The sequence below is a fragment of the Clostridium grantii DSM 8605 genome (assembly GCF_900129965.1).
Classification (GTDB): domain Bacteria; phylum Bacillota; class Clostridia; order Clostridiales; family Clostridiaceae; genus Clostridium_AF; species Clostridium_AF grantii.
Window position 1 is genome coordinate 1 of record NZ_FQXM01000003.1, and the last position, 14,908, is coordinate 14,908.

Below are 14,908 nucleotides of genomic sequence, written 5' to 3' on the forward strand. Positions count from 1 at the left end.
TTGTCAAACCTTATTTTGTGTTTTTTCTTACTGTATATCAGAACTTTTGCCTTAAATACTATTTAAAATTATCAAGAATGAATTTATGCAAATCCCATAGCTATTCTTTAAATAACCGCGGTTTCGTGCTATGACAATTATCCAAAGTTTGGCGCAATACTGTTTTTTCTATACTCAAGCCTCCATCTTAGGTTTGAGTATTTTTAACGCCAATCTTCGTATAATTACCTAAGCAAAACTAGAATCTCCTATCTTAATGCTACAAATAAAATTTTCTGCATATTATTCATATAAAATAACATTTATAACGTCAATTATACCATATTAAGTATAAAAACGTCATAAATCCCAAACATATTTTTTCAATTTTCTCCATTATATTGGTTACTAAATAAATATAGGTAATTTGCTTTTATCTACTGGTAATAGATCTATCCCCTCATACAAAAGGCATAGTGAACAGACATCTCATTCCACTCGCCATTGAACCGCAAAAACACGCTAATCAATGACTCACTCCAATCGAAGACTGTTCACTACAAAGAGGAATCTGAAAGTTTATTTTAAATAGCTTTGTAAAAAGACACAAACCTATTCAAAATAAACAAAAGGTTGTATAAGCTATAAGCCCTTATGAAAACACTAAGCGCTTATAGCTTATCCAACCAAAATTAAACCTCCCACCCACCCAACATAAAAAATCATATCTCTTATGTTTTATTAGTTTTAAATTCCTAGTACAAATTTATATCCCCATTAGCGGAAATAATAAAAGAATTCTTTAACTAATTAATAAGTTCTTTAACTTTATAAAATAAAGGCACAGAAAAATATAAATCTCCCTCCGCTAGCTAAGTCAATTCCCACAAATATAAATACAGTTTTAATGTGTCCGCTCTAGTCGAATCATATTTTTCAGTAAAGAGGAATCTGAATCCTTTTATTCAATGGCTTTAAAAAGCACAAACCCATTGAATAAAAGCCTTGAAAGAAAAACGCAAATAGACAAGCCCAACAAGCTCCATAAAATCTAGGAGCTAGCCGGTCTTGTCCATTTGCTATGGTTATTAACCCAGATGCCAATATAATTATTCATGTTTTAACGTGGTTGGACAAGCATTACAACCCTTATGGATAATCAAGGGATACAACGCTTGTCCAACCAACACCCCAAAACCAAACTACAAATACTTAGTTTACTGCAGCTATTAGATATATTTATCTAAACTATAAAATCAAATAATTATTATTAACTACATTGATTCATAGTATTATAACTCCTAGTATTATAGGTCCTATCCCTATATATTATATAAATCCTCTGGGGGAAATATAGATAATGGTCGCACCCCAAAATACTTCGGTGTTTTGCTGAATGGCTCTAAAAGTCTGGTAGCGTATTCCATATCCCCTAACCCCCGATTGCATCCACTACCAGACTAAGAGCCATGCAGCCCTCCACCTTGATTTTCAGGTACCCGCTAATGCAGGGCCAAAAGATTATTCTATACCTTATACTTAATTTATTTCTGTGGCCAAAATCAAAAGATTAAAAGAAATAAGGAAATTTTTCTCCGCCCCAAGTTGACAAGCTGGACAAACCCTCATAAAGTCGCCGAGGTTTGCACAGCTAATGTCCCTCTGGAGCTACGAAAAAGGTAAACGTGACCCACCCACCCGCCAAGATACCTGATGTATAGTATATTCAATATTTTAATTGAATGAAAACCTTAAATAAAAGTCAAAAATTAAAAGCACCAGCCTAAGCTGGTACCTTTAAAATGGGGGATATGTGTAGTCACTTCAATTATTATCACAAAACATGATTAATATTCACATGACCTTAAAATTATTCTTTTATCTCTGCAAGACAATTTTTACAAATATTCTTACCTTTAAAATTAATAATATTGCTAGCATCTCCACAGAAAATACATGAAGGATTATATTTCATAAGTATTATTTGTTCCCCTTCCACATAAATTCCTAATGGATCTTTGATATCTATATCTAAAGTCCTTCTCAATTCTATAGGTATTACAATTCTTCCTAATTCGTCAACTCTTCTTACTATTCCTGTTGATTTCATCTTTACCCTCTCCTCACTACAATTTCTTACATATTTGTTATATTTATTGTATCAAGCTCGAACTCAAAAGTCAATAATATCCATAAATATTCATGTTGCAATTACGTCATTTAAGAAAATTTTAAATTTTAAAGAATTAACCTAAAAAATAAGTAGCACTATGTACATAGCACTACTTAATTTGATAGTTTAACATTTATACTTTTTTTTACTTCTAGTTTTCTACCTCTTTTTATTTTAATCCAGTTATTTCATTATATATACTTTAATCAGCTAGTTACTATATTACAATTATTTGATTAGATTTTTCAGTTATTTGTAGGATTTAAAGCTTGTCCATTATATGTATAATTAGAATATCAATATTCTGTTTTTTATACGCTATTTATACAAAGTTTACATAAAATTTTCTGCCTCTATGGTAGATTCTGAGGACATGCAATGGCCGAAGTTGCTCTTGTCGAAATATCTCTTACAAGGGTTTGAAAATAATAAATATGACCTTACTCCTTCTTTGCTTATTAAAATTGCGCAGGTCTTTCTATTGAACTCATGGACTTAATTGAAATATAATATTTAGAATTGCTAAAGCTTTCACTATATTTTCAACTAATATTCTTAAAAAATTAAGAACCCCAGGTTAATCCCCAGGGTTCTGTTGATGCGTTTTTTTAATCAAATAAACATTGCTGCTTAATTTAGATCCTCTTATTCTAATGCAATTATTTTCAAATCTACCTATTTTTTTTAATTCCAATATAGAATACTTAGTAATTAAAATAAATCTTTCTTCAGTCTCTTGATTCCCAGTAAAAGAGTATATATTATACTGTAGCATATATAATATTGGATTAACATAAACTAAATCATTCCTAACAGATACAATTCCAATTACTATGAATATAACTAAAAACATAGTTAGTGCTTTAAAATCATTTGAATTGACTGTTATAAAGGGAAGAATATAAACTAAAATATATTCATTTATTTTTTCATTATTTCTTTTTAAACAATAAAAATCATTATAATTTGTACTTGACGATGCTGCTTTTATAATTTTGATTAACAGAACAAATGAAAATATCGATAAACATAAAAAAACAATTATTAGCACAATATTTTTTTTTGCAGCATCAATTAGTAAATTGATATTATAATCTTCTCGAATTTTTATCTCTAAATATCCCGAATAAATATCGAAACTATTGCTAATAATAAAAATTATATATAATGGGATATATGATGATATATATAAAATCCATTTACTAAATCTAGTGATCACTAATATTCAACTCCTTAAATTCTATGAATTTGTAAGCCTATTCCCAATTAGTGTTTTTGCATAACTGTCTGATAATAAAGCAACTAATATTGATAAATGTTCTTTACTTTCATACTGAAATTTATTATTAACAAACTCTATTGGCAGTTCAGCTTCTCTTATAGCTTCTGAAACTTTATCTAAATTTTCCAATATCAATGAAATACTACTATCTTTCATTGCTCTAGTAAATTGTTTTGCAATTCTTAAACTATTTTTACAATCTTCTTTAAATCCTTCTATATTATTTATAAGTTCACTTCCACTAATTTCTTCTAAAGCTAAATCTAAATTTTCCATATAGTTATCTTTATAATTTGTTATTACCTCAAATGAATATCTATTAAATACAATTATTTCTTCATCATTAATAACAATAAAATCTACAATATCATCCACAAGAAAAATATTTTCCTTAATTTTGCGTAATTGATTATCATAAATTCTTAGTCTTATACCCTTTGATAAACTTTTAGCCTTAGAGTATCTTCTGAAAATCTTAACATTATCAGTTCCGTTGGACATTTCTAATAAATAGAAATTAATTTCTCCTAATTCCTCAATATTTCGTGCTAAATTATTTATATCTTCCTTACAATTCTTTAAAGTGGTATATCCATCAACAGTCACTGTTTGGATAGTTTCAACTGTCCCATCATTTTTACCTACTGCATCAAATTCAACTAAATCATTATTTCTAATGATATTTACAATACTTGGTTTTAATAATGAATATATTTCATTTTGAACTGTATCCCCTAGTCTAGATTCTATGAAACTATAAAACAGCCTATTCTTATGACTAAGAAACAATTGTACATCACTGTTTTGTTCGGTAAACCCATCTAATACCTCTAACAACTCAATTTTATCCATATATTATCTCCTATTATAATATTTGTATTCCATAGGATATATGATATAATTAAGCAATATCTATGGAATATATTTTGTTTTTAGAAACCGCTGCTGATTGGTCGTCAAAGTGGTTTCTTTTGTTTTATTGTATATCTTTTTACTAAAAAGGACAAGTATTTCCAAAAATAAAAAAAAGACCAAGGATTTCTGCCTGGTCTAATTTATACTATTATTCTTTATAAAAGTAAAGCAGGATGCATTTCTGCATCCTGCTAGTACTTAATTTAGGGATTCCTCCCCCTTTCGTTGGGTATTTCTACCTCTCTCAATTAGATCTTTACTTTGGTTTTGTGTCAAACACTTATCTCTAAAAAATCCTAGTTTCATTTCGAGTCGGCAAACTCAATTTGTGATTTTTTTACTTAAAGAATAAATGTTTTTGAAAGGTTCAATTGTTTATTTAACATAACAATGCTTAATTCTATTTTAACACATTTGTATAAATTTTCAAGAATATATTTAAATCTACCCTTTTGAATATAAAGCACTACAAGTGAGATATAAACGGCCTTTGTAGTACTTTCTTCTGATTTTCTCAAGCAAATGGTTGCCGCCACTTAATTGGTTTAGTCTCATGGTATGTATATTATCTCGTTGTTTGGGTAGCATTTAAATATAATCAATTATTTTTTATATGTTTTGTATTGGTAATATAATGTGGCTAACATTATTACAAGCATTGCAATGTTTGTTATTAGTAACATCTTGACCCCTTTCCAAAGTACTAGCAAAAGGCACCCTAATTATACCATTTAATTGAAGATGATACTAGTTTTATTTTCTTAGTATGTAATAATTAGGGTTTTCGGAGCACAAAAAGACCAGGCAAATTAATCCCTGGTTTATTTTTATTCTATCCATGCTCCATCTGGACCAACTGTATCAAAACAAAATTATGAACAAAGTGAATCATTTGTTTTGCTATCCAGAAAAGAATTTCAAACCCTGGGATTTTGTAAATGCTCCTAATTGTTATTGGCAAGGTGAAAAAGGAAAAGAAAATGCTATAGCAGCTACAAAGTGGCTGCTAGAAGAAAAACTGAATTGGTCCCATGATGATATTATAGAAAAATTAAATCATCAAATATTTATAGATAATAATTTACTAGGCATGCTAAAAAAAGCTTTTAATGCTTCACTACATACAGCTATGGAAGCAACTTATCCAGGAGAATTTAAGAAATGGGAATTAGGAACTCACGTAGTGAATGGTTCTTGGAATAAAGATGAAGGTATTATTGCTGTTAAATGGCTTCTGGAAGATAAACTAAAATGGAGTAACCAAGATATAAAAAAGAAATACTGTAAACAAATATATAAAGATAATAATTTATATGGCATGCTACAAGCCTGCTTTAATTCAAGTCCTTTTGAAGCACTAAATTCAGCTTATCCAAATAAATTTATAGCCTGGGAATTACCAATGGTACCAAGATGTTTTTGGAATTCTAAAAAGAATTGTATTGTTGCTCTTAAATGGTTAACTGAAGAAAAGTTAACGTTAGATTCTTACGTAGCAAAGAAAAGTATAACCAAAAGCATACTCCTAAAATATGTCCTAGCTTCATTATGCGGAAAATATACTATGTCTTAGTTGAGAAATCTGCTTTAAATTTGAATCCTTTATTTTCTCCTCTAATTGTTTACAACTTAATTAGTTCACTTTATATTATTAATTAATTAGTGAACGAGGTGATTTTATGTCAACAGTAACAAAAGCAATATTAGTTGAACACTTGAAATCAGCAAATGAAATTATAATAAAACAATAATTTCAACTATAACAATTAAATGAAAAAGTTTCTGCTTATAAAGATGGCCATGCGGAATTAATAAAATTCATTAAACTAGAGAAAGATCATAGAAGCATATTATCCAACCGAATAAAATTGCTAGAAGAAAGATATGAAGATATAAAAAAGGATAATGATATATTAGGAAAATGTACTACTGAATTAAAAAATAAAGTTAGTAAAATAATTAATAAAGAAAATCTTAAGAAACATAATGACCGTGGCGCTGGTAGAAAAAGTATTTTACCCAAAGAACAGCTTATGCAAGTTGAAACTTTGCATAAGCAAGGATTATCATATTCTAAGACAGAAAAAGAAGTTGGTTTGGCAAGCCCTATGTTTACAAATTAATTAAGAAACTATAATTAATTTGTAACCCCTGCTCAAAACATATTTAAAAGCTTAAGTATCCTTTTTGTAACTTTATTTGAATAAGTTTACAAAAATTCTTTGTCCATAGTACCCCTACTTAGTACATACAATAACCGAAGGTCTTTTATAAAACACCTTCCACTAAAAAAAACTAGAACAATTTTTGTTACTATAATCCCTCCTAGATCCAGCAGTTGTTGGAACTTTTATTATAAAAAAAAAGGAATCAATTTCTTAGTTAATCTGACTATCTATCTTATTCATCAAATGAAATAATATTTCTTCTATTCTCAAGAAGATTTGGACTCGGTATAAATCCATCTTGCTCGAGTTCTTTTTTTACATCTAAATACATATCTTTTAATTTTTTAATTTGTATCAAATATCCCGCTTCTTTTATAGCATTAGCGATAGATGGTTGAGATATTCCACCATCATGTTTTGTACTCATTAAATTTGCAATCGCGTTTTGCGGATATCTGAATTCTTTATTTAGTACATAAGCCATCAGCTTTTCTCTCTCAGATAATTTTTTATTCAATAAACTCACTCCTAGCATTATTTATTTAATAAAACTATCAAATAAAATCATTTGATAGTTTTATTAAATAAATTTTAAGCTATTTTTAATCACTTGTCAATATATAAAATAAAAGGTATACACAAATATAAATTATTTTTATTATACTGCCTTTTATTTTATTTAAATTTCATAGATTATGTTTTATGTGTAAAATATGTAAAACAAATTATTCACTTCGTTAAAAGCAACTTCGTACATTGCCTATCCGCAAAACATCACATAGTGGCAAAGAAATTTTAATGGATTTTGTATAAACAACGTATAAAAAGTAAAATATTTGCTTTTTTATACAAAAACGGATTATCCTCATTGTGTAATAAGCATACCATTAAAGAATTAAATCTCATATTCCGCTGAATGAATTTCGAAACTAATTATTTACTAAAAAGAAATTATATTACAATTATTTACAAAAAGTAACTATTCAGCTCCTATTTTAAATAGTCTGTAATTCTGCAATTTTTTAAATTTTATTTTATACTAAATACTATAGAGATTCCAGTTAAACTATTAATTTATTTTTTAGTGCTTCTAATCATTTAAGCGATAGCTTGCGAGTTTTTAAGCCGTAAGGCTTGTTCTTATAAGAAATCATACGATTTTAAAAATTTTATGAGTGTATATACAAAAACACCCTACTTTCAAATCTTTTAATTTATCTGACAGTAAGGTGTTAATATTAAATTTGGGTACGCTAAAAACATCTAGTATACCTCTATTAACGGACATTTTCATATTCTAAAGTTGGATTAAATGGAGTTGCTGTAAATACTGATTTGATACAGTCTAATGTGTTTTTTCCTTGTTTTCGTACAGTAGATACATATCCACGAATTCTAGTAAAAGCACTTGCCCCTTCGGAACTTCTAAAAGTTCCAGATATTTTTTGTTTCACCTTAGCCATACGTAAATCACGTTCGGCTAAATTATTATCGAAAGGGATATCAAAATCATACATGAAAGCAAGAATTTCTTCTTTATATCCGCTTAATCTATTAAGCAAGTTAAGACTGACGCTTTTCTTCACCTTTTTTTCAGAATATAATTCAATATTTTTAGCATAGTCTTCATCAAAACCAGCTTTAAGTATTTTATCATATTTTACTTCAAAATCTTCAATTTTGTTTAAAGGCAAAGCATTGTGTGTGCCATAGCTTAAATCTACTTCCTTTTTTATTTCAAGTAGTAGTTTTTTCATTGGAACTGCCCATTCTTGCTTTTGTAAGTCAGTTATACCATTAAGTTCTCTTAATATATGAGCATTACATAGAGAATGATTACACTTAGTGTATTTATTGTAAGTTTTGAAACCATCATGCACTGCCGTGCCAGTGAAGTTAGGAAGTATAGCAATATCATCTATAGCTTCTTTACCACGCTTTTTATGTGCCTCATAGTAAGTGAAGTTTTAATTTGATGCAACATGAAGCCAATGAAGTTTTTTATTTATCTGTAGTCCTGTTTCATCAAAATGAACTGCTCCTTCTGAGGAAGTAATAGTATTTCTAATATTATTTTCTATTGGAGCTAGCCTTTTGTAACAGTTCTCATTAAATGTTACTATACTTCCTTGACTTATATGATGATTAAATAAATCTTTTATAAGTTCAGCACTTCGCTTATAAGGAATTAGCTGATACTGCGTTAAATAGACAGCGACAGCTTTTAATCTTTTGCCATATTGGACAGTATTGGTAACTTCATCTGGGAAATTAGCTGTATTTTCACTTTTACAATGAGGACATATTTTTACTTCTGCTCTGTGTTCTGTAACTTTAACTTTTATATCAGGTATATCTATAACTTGACGAACAATATATCTTTTAGGAGGCACATCTTCTAAAGATGCTCCGCATTCAGAGCAGTGTTCAATGCTGTGAATCTCAACTTGGTCCGGATCTTCTTTAAGAGAAAGAGTTTTACCTTCATGACCTTCTTGCCCTCCGGGCTTTTTACCTGATTTTGTTCGTAAACTTTTTGTTTTCTTTTTAAATCCATCAGAGGATGGAGGTTTGCTACTATTATTACTATTTTTATTGACTTGACTTTCTAGTGATTTTACACGTTCATTAAGTGTTTTATTATCTTTAGAAATATTTTCTACTTGACTATTCAAGTGATTAATTTGATTTGATAATTCTTTTATAAGCCCAATTACTTCTGAAACGCCTTTATTATAAATCTTAATAATTTCACTTTCACTCATGAAGTGGCACCACCTTATCATTAGTTTTTACAAGACAGGATATATAATACCAAAAATTAATGATAATTGGAAGAGTTGTTTTGAATATATCAATGATAACATTATATTTAATAAATTTTAATAGCTGAATAGTTACAATTTCCTTTAATGAAATAAATTCACAAAAATATTTGTAGGTTTATTTGTCATACAAAATTTTAATCATTATATACAAAAAATAGCTTAATTAAAATATTATTACAATAAATAAATTCCAATTTATAAATTGAAATGGCCATCAATCATTGGAATAAACTTGTATTCTTAGGTTGATGGCTATGGTGCACTAGTAAGGAGGCTTTGCCGACGAACTTGCTTTGTTTTGCTAATTCAGTTTACAGAATCTTTTTTACAGGGTCTACTTTCCCTCTTTTTTTATGATTTATTTACTTATAAAAATGCTATTTATAAATTTAGTAACATACTCAATGCTACCTCTAATTTTTATAATGGCATTAGCCCTATCAATAAATTTTCTTAATTCTAATAGGTACTTTAAATTAACTTCATAATCTATAAACTCATTAATTTTAAAAACTTCTTGACCTATATCAAAATCATATACCAAGTACTTCAAAACATATGACAAATCATTCTCCATATATTCATCTGAATTTAAAATTTTATAATTATTAATTTTATCATTAATATCAATATCAAATATAAAATATTTCTTGATACTATTTAAATATTGTGAATTTTTTAAATATAATTCACTTTCATTATCTATGCTGCGTATACGTGATAACCTATTTCCTACAATACCTTTATTAGCAACAATTACATGATCATCTCCTATTATTTTATACCCAGAATTATAATTTTTTATATAATTTGAAAATATAGTTTTCCCACAATTAGTTCCTCCAAAAAAAAATCCACTTTTACTATCAATACTTATCATAGAAGAATGAAGTGGTAATGCATTTTTACTTAAAACATACGAATCTATAATTATTCTTAACATATAACCCATTTGATTTTTTGATAAATATTCAGAGATAAAAGCCTTATTTTCATCTAAATTAACAGCGCATCTATTCCCTTTTATTATAACTTTCAAACCATTTATAGGATTGTTTACTATAGTATAGGCTAATTTTGTTTTTAGATACTTCGATGATAAAATTTTTTTTTCAAAATTATTCTCTGAATACAATTCTAACGACTTATAATTATAAGATAATTTCATCTACTTCTACCAATAGGATTATTACTTCCATAATTCTTAGCATACTCTTCAATAATTGCATTTCCTTTTTTAAATGCCTCTGCCATATTCTCTGATGCATTTCCACATTTTTTATTAGATTGAATAAAACAAGGATAATATTCTCCATCCGAGCCAATTGTTCTATCTTTGTTTTCTATACAACTTTCACAACCTAGTCTACAGGTTAATTTAAAAACTTCTATATTTAATTTTTTATTTTCTTTATGCAAAACATACCTTATCTTCTTTTTATTTTCATATTCAGCAGTTAACTCTCCAATTTTCACGCAACTATTTTTTATTAACTTTTTAATCTCATTATACTCCAAAAAATATTTTAACATATTTATATTCTTGTCTGTAACCAATAATTCGATGAAAGTTATACTTTTAATATTTTTATTAAACGACTCTAGAATCAATGTTTCAAAATCTTCTATTGTATCATTTATCCCTTTTAACACAACATAATTCAATCTAAAATTAATATCTTCTATTTCTAATAACTTAATAGCATCCACTGTTTTTATAAAGTCATTTTTCGTTTGCGTAATCATGTCAAACTTTTCTTTCTTCATACTATGTAAAGATACATTTAACTTTACATCACCTTCATATAATTTAATCATATTAACAAACTTTATGTCTATTAATGATCCATTAGTTATAATTTTTAGCTTTGGTCTATATTTAGACTTATTAAAAAATTCTATAGAAAATTCTATAAGCTCTCTAGTAATTAAAGGTTCTCCTCCTGTTAAAGTTATAGTTTCACAATTATTTATTTTACATTGATATAAAATATTTTCTAACTTTTCTTTACTTAACTTAACTAAGGAAGTATCATCTAATCCCTCACTGTGACAAAAAAAACATTTGAAATTGCATATATTTGTTAAGCTAATTCGTACTTCTTCTTTAGAAGTTACAAGATATTCGAAAAGTATTTTAATACCATCGCCATAAATGCCTCTCTTTGTTCCTACTATTTTAAATCCCTTATTTATTGCCAACCTCAACATATTTGGTCGATGATTATAACTAGAAACTGTAATAGATTTATATTTATTATTTCTAGCTTTATTCACCATATACTCTATGTATTCTCCGAAATACCCTGATTTTCTATATTGGGGCAATATACCTCCTATCCACAGATGATAATTTAATTTTTCTTTATTATTAAAGGCTATAGTATATCCTACAATATCATTATTATCATATAATATATACTTATCTAAAATTTTTGATTCAGATTTTTTTCTAAAATCATATATTGGAAATTTTTCCTGAAAAATCATCTTATGTAGATATTGAATTTTTTCTATATCTTCAGTTTTGCTTACTCCAATCATATTTCCATCTCCTCGTATAATAAGTTTAATAGTCAATTTATTATTAATTTCCAGTAACTAAAATGACTATTTAAGAAAAGAGTTTACTGGAAATTATTTATACAGGATGGTACAGGCGTACCCTTAAGTGCTAATATTATATTAAGGGATTAGCATAGGGATATTCTTACGTCTCCTGTTGGCCACTTAGTGGTACCTCTATTAAAGACTGTTTCCTTATTTATAGCGTTAGCTTCTAACCCAGTCGTTGTTCAAGTTATCAGGCTACTAGCTTAGCAACTAGTGTAAAAGGCTTCATAGCTTAGTTCTTATTAGTGCGAGGGTGTTGATGCGTTATAAACTAAGGGTAGGCCTGTGCCAATTCCTGTTCTATTTTAACCGAAAGGTGGTGATATCATGAAACATACTTTTACAGCTACTTTATTCATAGGTATAGATGTTAGTTCAAAAACCAATTATGTCTATGGTATGGACTTCTTTGGAACAAAGCTACTTTCTTTTGAATCTTCAAACAACAATCCTGGTGCTGAGGTTATAGTATCTAAAATAATTAAATGTCTTAAAGATAACTCTCTCTCTTATCTCACCATAGCTTTAGAATCAACCTCATTCTATAGCTGGCATATAGCCAATTTTCTTTCAAGCCATGAAGGATTGTTATGGTTTAAACCTAATGTTTATTGCCTTAATCCAAAGATTACATCTAACTATAAAAAAACTTTTGTTGATATTGACAAAACCGATCCAAATGATGCACTTGTTATTGCTGACTTCGCAAGAGTAGGTAAAATAACATCGGCACCTTGGAAAGGTAGTCAATACATTGCTTTACAGCGTCTCACAAGATGTAGACTTCACATCATGGAAAATATAACGAGAGAAAAATCCTATATCTTATCGAATATTTTTCTTAAGTTTAGTGAACTCGCTGTTATGGGTAAAAATGAACAACCATTTTCAAACAAGTTTGGTGCTACATCTTTAGCAGTACTAACAGAATATATGTCCGTTGAAGAAATAGCTAACGCTGACTTATCAGAATTAGTAAACTTTCTTGTGGATAAAAGTAAAAATAGATTCAAAGATCCACAAACTACTGCTAAAGTTCTCCAAAGAGCTGCTAGAGACGCCTATCGTCTTGACAAAGCTTTATATGACCCTTTAAACTCCACAATCGCTGCATCCTTTAACTGCATTAAAGCTTTAGAAAAAGAAGTATCAACTATTGATAAAGCAATTCAAAGAGCAGTTAAGCGAATTGATACACATGAGTACCAATGCATATCTTCTATAACCGGTATTGGCCCCGTGTTTGCAGCTGGTATTGTAGCAGAAATAGGTGATATTACAAAATATAACAACGAAGCAAGTCTTGCTAAGTATATAGGTCTTACCTGGAGAAAAAAAACAGTCAGGTAACTTCACAGCACAAGATACTTATTTAACAAAAACAGGTAACAAGTATCTACGATACTATATACTTGAGGCTACTGGTAGTATCCTAAGGTTTAATCCGGAATATAACGATTATTACCATAAAAAGTATAATGAAACATTGACACACAAGCATAAAAGGGCACTTGCACTTACTGGCCGTAAATTTGTAAGGTTGATTTTTGCTTTGCTACGCAATAATCAACTCTATACTATGAAAACTGTCGCTGAAAAAGTTAAAACTTCATAAATTTGAGAACCAACCAACTTATTATCTCCAGTAAAATTTTGGAAATAAAGCAAAGTTTGTTAGGTGAGCTCTTTTTTAAAGCTTCATTAAAAATAAATTTCCAATTTTATAAAATTTCATCTTGACATATTACCAGTCGTCTTAAAGTACTCTTTAATAGCTTCTATATATTTTTCAATTAATTCATATTCATGGAAAGTATATGTTGGAAAAGTTAAAATCTTAGAGTAATATTTCTCAGCATTTGGATATGAATTAATCAAAGTATTTTTATCATAATTATTAATTTTGTATTTATCACTAGTAAATAATTCATAAGTAGGTATAGATTTAGATTTTGGTATTTTTATTTCAAATCCTCTTTCATTCATCCAATTTACTAAATTCGATTTATCAATGTTCAGTCCTTCAAAATCAATCGTAGGTTTAAATCCATACCAAGCTCCCATTGAAGTTACATAATCTTTTTTAACCATACCTTTAAAAAAAGTTTCTTCTTGTAATCTTTTTTCAAAATAGTTTAAAGTTTCTTTTCTCCCTTTTATCCAATCAAAACAATAATATTTTAATTGATGCAACACCATCACCGCTGCAAGCGGATGTATTCTTAATTTCAACCCATACCCTGTTCTTTCCAATCCTTTGTAATATTCATTTCTCACACTTTTAGCAGGTCTCTTAAGATTATGTCCTAGTAAAACAGCTCTTTCAAAAATTTCTTGATTATCAGTTAAAAGAATTCCACCCTCTCCTCCGGTAAGAAGTTTATTTCCCTGTAAACTCCAACAAGCAACATCTCCAAAACTTCCCACGTACTTTCCCTTATATTCTGAAAAATGGGCATGTGAACAATCTTCTACGTATCTCAAATTATACTTTTTGCATATATTTAAAATACCTTCTTTATCACAAGGGTGTCCCCATTGATCATTTGTTACAATCGCTTTAGTTTTATTTGTAATTAATTCTTCTATTTTTGATACATCTATGTTCCCAATATCTTCTTCCACATCACAAAATACAATCTTAATACCAAGATGTAAAAGTGGTGCAGCTGTAGCATGATAACTAAAAGCAGTACAAATCACTTCTTGCCCTGGCAAAAGATTAAGTCCAAAAAACGCAGAATAAAGTGCCATAGTTCCTGATGAAACTAAAAGTCCATACTTTCTATTATGTAGATTTGCAAACGTTGTTTCCAATTCCCTATATACACCACTATCATCTGGAATTGATAATGGTTTTCCTGAATCTATATACTGTTTTACTATATCACCCATTTCATCTATCTTTGGTGGCCATATAAACCCATATTTCATATCTATGCCTCTAAAA

9 protein-coding genes and 2 pseudogenes are annotated in these 14,908 nt (G+C 28.5%); 3 read left to right on the top strand and 8 right to left on the bottom strand.

The window, feature by feature from the left end; genetic code table 11:
- Positions 1-1,849 precede the first annotated feature (1,849 nt).
- The 3 genes from BUB83_RS02070 to BUB83_RS02080 all read right to left on the bottom strand — a co-directional run bounded on the left by BUB83_RS02070 (position 1,850) and on the right by BUB83_RS02080 (position 4,286).
- On the bottom strand, positions 1,850-2,089 hold the full coding sequence (locus tag BUB83_RS02070) for an AbrB/MazE/SpoVT family DNA-binding domain-containing protein (protein ID WP_073336537.1): 240 nt from the start codon (positions 2,087-2,089) through the stop codon (positions 1,850-1,852).
- Between the two features lie 640 nt (positions 2,090-2,729).
- On the bottom strand, positions 2,730-3,371 hold the full coding sequence (locus BUB83_RS02075; protein WP_073336539.1) for a hypothetical protein: 642 nt from the start codon (positions 3,369-3,371) through the stop codon (positions 2,730-2,732).
- Between the two features lie 21 nt (positions 3,372-3,392).
- A complete protein-coding gene (locus BUB83_RS02080) occupies positions 3,393-4,286 on the bottom strand; it encodes a Kiwa anti-phage protein KwaB-like domain-containing protein (protein ID WP_073336541.1) in 894 nt (297 codons plus the stop codon).
- A gap of 955 nt (positions 4,287-5,241) precedes the next feature.
- Between BUB83_RS02080 and BUB83_RS02085 the strand changes: the two genes are divergently transcribed.
- On the top strand, positions 5,242-5,922 hold the full coding sequence (locus BUB83_RS02085) for a DUF4046 domain-containing protein (protein ID WP_073336543.1): 681 nt from the start codon (positions 5,242-5,244) through the stop codon (positions 5,920-5,922).
- A 295-nt stretch (positions 5,923-6,217) separates the two neighbouring features.
- Complete coding sequence (locus tag BUB83_RS02090; protein WP_073336546.1) at positions 6,218-6,472, top strand: hypothetical protein; 255 nt, start codon at positions 6,218-6,220, stop codon at positions 6,470-6,472.
- Between the two features lie 277 nt (positions 6,473-6,749).
- Here BUB83_RS02090 and BUB83_RS02095 read toward each other — a convergent pair whose 3' ends face one another.
- The 4 genes and pseudogenes from BUB83_RS02095 to BUB83_RS02110 all read right to left on the bottom strand — a co-directional run bounded on the left by BUB83_RS02095 (position 6,750) and on the right by BUB83_RS02110 (position 11,889).
- On the bottom strand, positions 6,750-7,034 hold the full coding sequence (locus BUB83_RS02095; RefSeq protein WP_084133359.1) for a hypothetical protein: 285 nt from the start codon (positions 7,032-7,034) through the stop codon (positions 6,750-6,752).
- Between the two features lie 760 nt (positions 7,035-7,794).
- A pseudogene (gene tnpC / locus BUB83_RS02100) lies at positions 7,795-9,303 on the bottom strand (IS66 family transposase).
- 400 nt (positions 9,304-9,703) lie between these two features.
- Positions 9,704-10,513 (bottom strand): hypothetical protein, encoded by an 810-nt coding sequence (locus BUB83_RS02105; protein WP_073336550.1) that lies wholly within the window; start codon positions 10,511-10,513, stop codon positions 9,704-9,706.
- The gene (locus BUB83_RS02110; RefSeq protein WP_073336552.1) at positions 10,510-11,889 is read right to left on the bottom strand and encodes a radical SAM protein; all 1,380 of its coding nucleotides are present in this window, start codon (positions 11,887-11,889) and stop codon (positions 10,510-10,512) included. The genes BUB83_RS02105 and BUB83_RS02110 overlap by 4 nt, the downstream gene beginning before the upstream one ends.
- A 396-nt stretch (positions 11,890-12,285) precedes the next feature.
- Here BUB83_RS02110 and BUB83_RS02115 point away from each other — a divergent pair.
- A pseudogene (locus BUB83_RS02115) lies at positions 12,286-13,573 on the top strand (IS110 family RNA-guided transposase).
- 116 nt (positions 13,574-13,689) lie between these two features.
- On the opposite strand, the gene BUB83_RS02120 reads toward BUB83_RS02115, so the two are convergent.
- Positions 13,690-14,892, bottom strand: a complete 1,203-nt coding sequence (locus BUB83_RS02120) for an aminotransferase class I/II-fold pyridoxal phosphate-dependent enzyme (RefSeq protein ID WP_073336554.1) — start codon at positions 14,890-14,892, stop codon at positions 13,690-13,692.
- Between the last annotated feature and the right edge of the window lie 16 nt (positions 14,893-14,908).

Coding starts and splice junctions, on each gene's coding strand:
- BUB83_RS02120 (WP_073336554.1), bottom strand. CDS start 14,892: ATGAAATATGGGTTTATATGGCCACCAAAGATAGATGAAATGGGTGAT.
- BUB83_RS02105 (WP_073336550.1), bottom strand. CDS start 10,513: ATGAAATTATCTTATAATTATAAGTCGTTAGAATTGTATTCAGAGAAT.
- BUB83_RS02070 (WP_073336537.1), bottom strand. CDS start 2,089: ATGAAATCAACAGGAATAGTAAGAAGAGTTGACGAATTAGGAAGAATT.
- BUB83_RS02080 (WP_073336541.1), bottom strand. CDS start 4,286: ATGGATAAAATTGAGTTGTTAGAGGTATTAGATGGGTTTACCGAACAA.
- BUB83_RS02110 (WP_073336552.1), bottom strand. CDS start 11,889: ATGATTGGAGTAAGCAAAACTGAAGATATAGAAAAAATTCAATATCTA.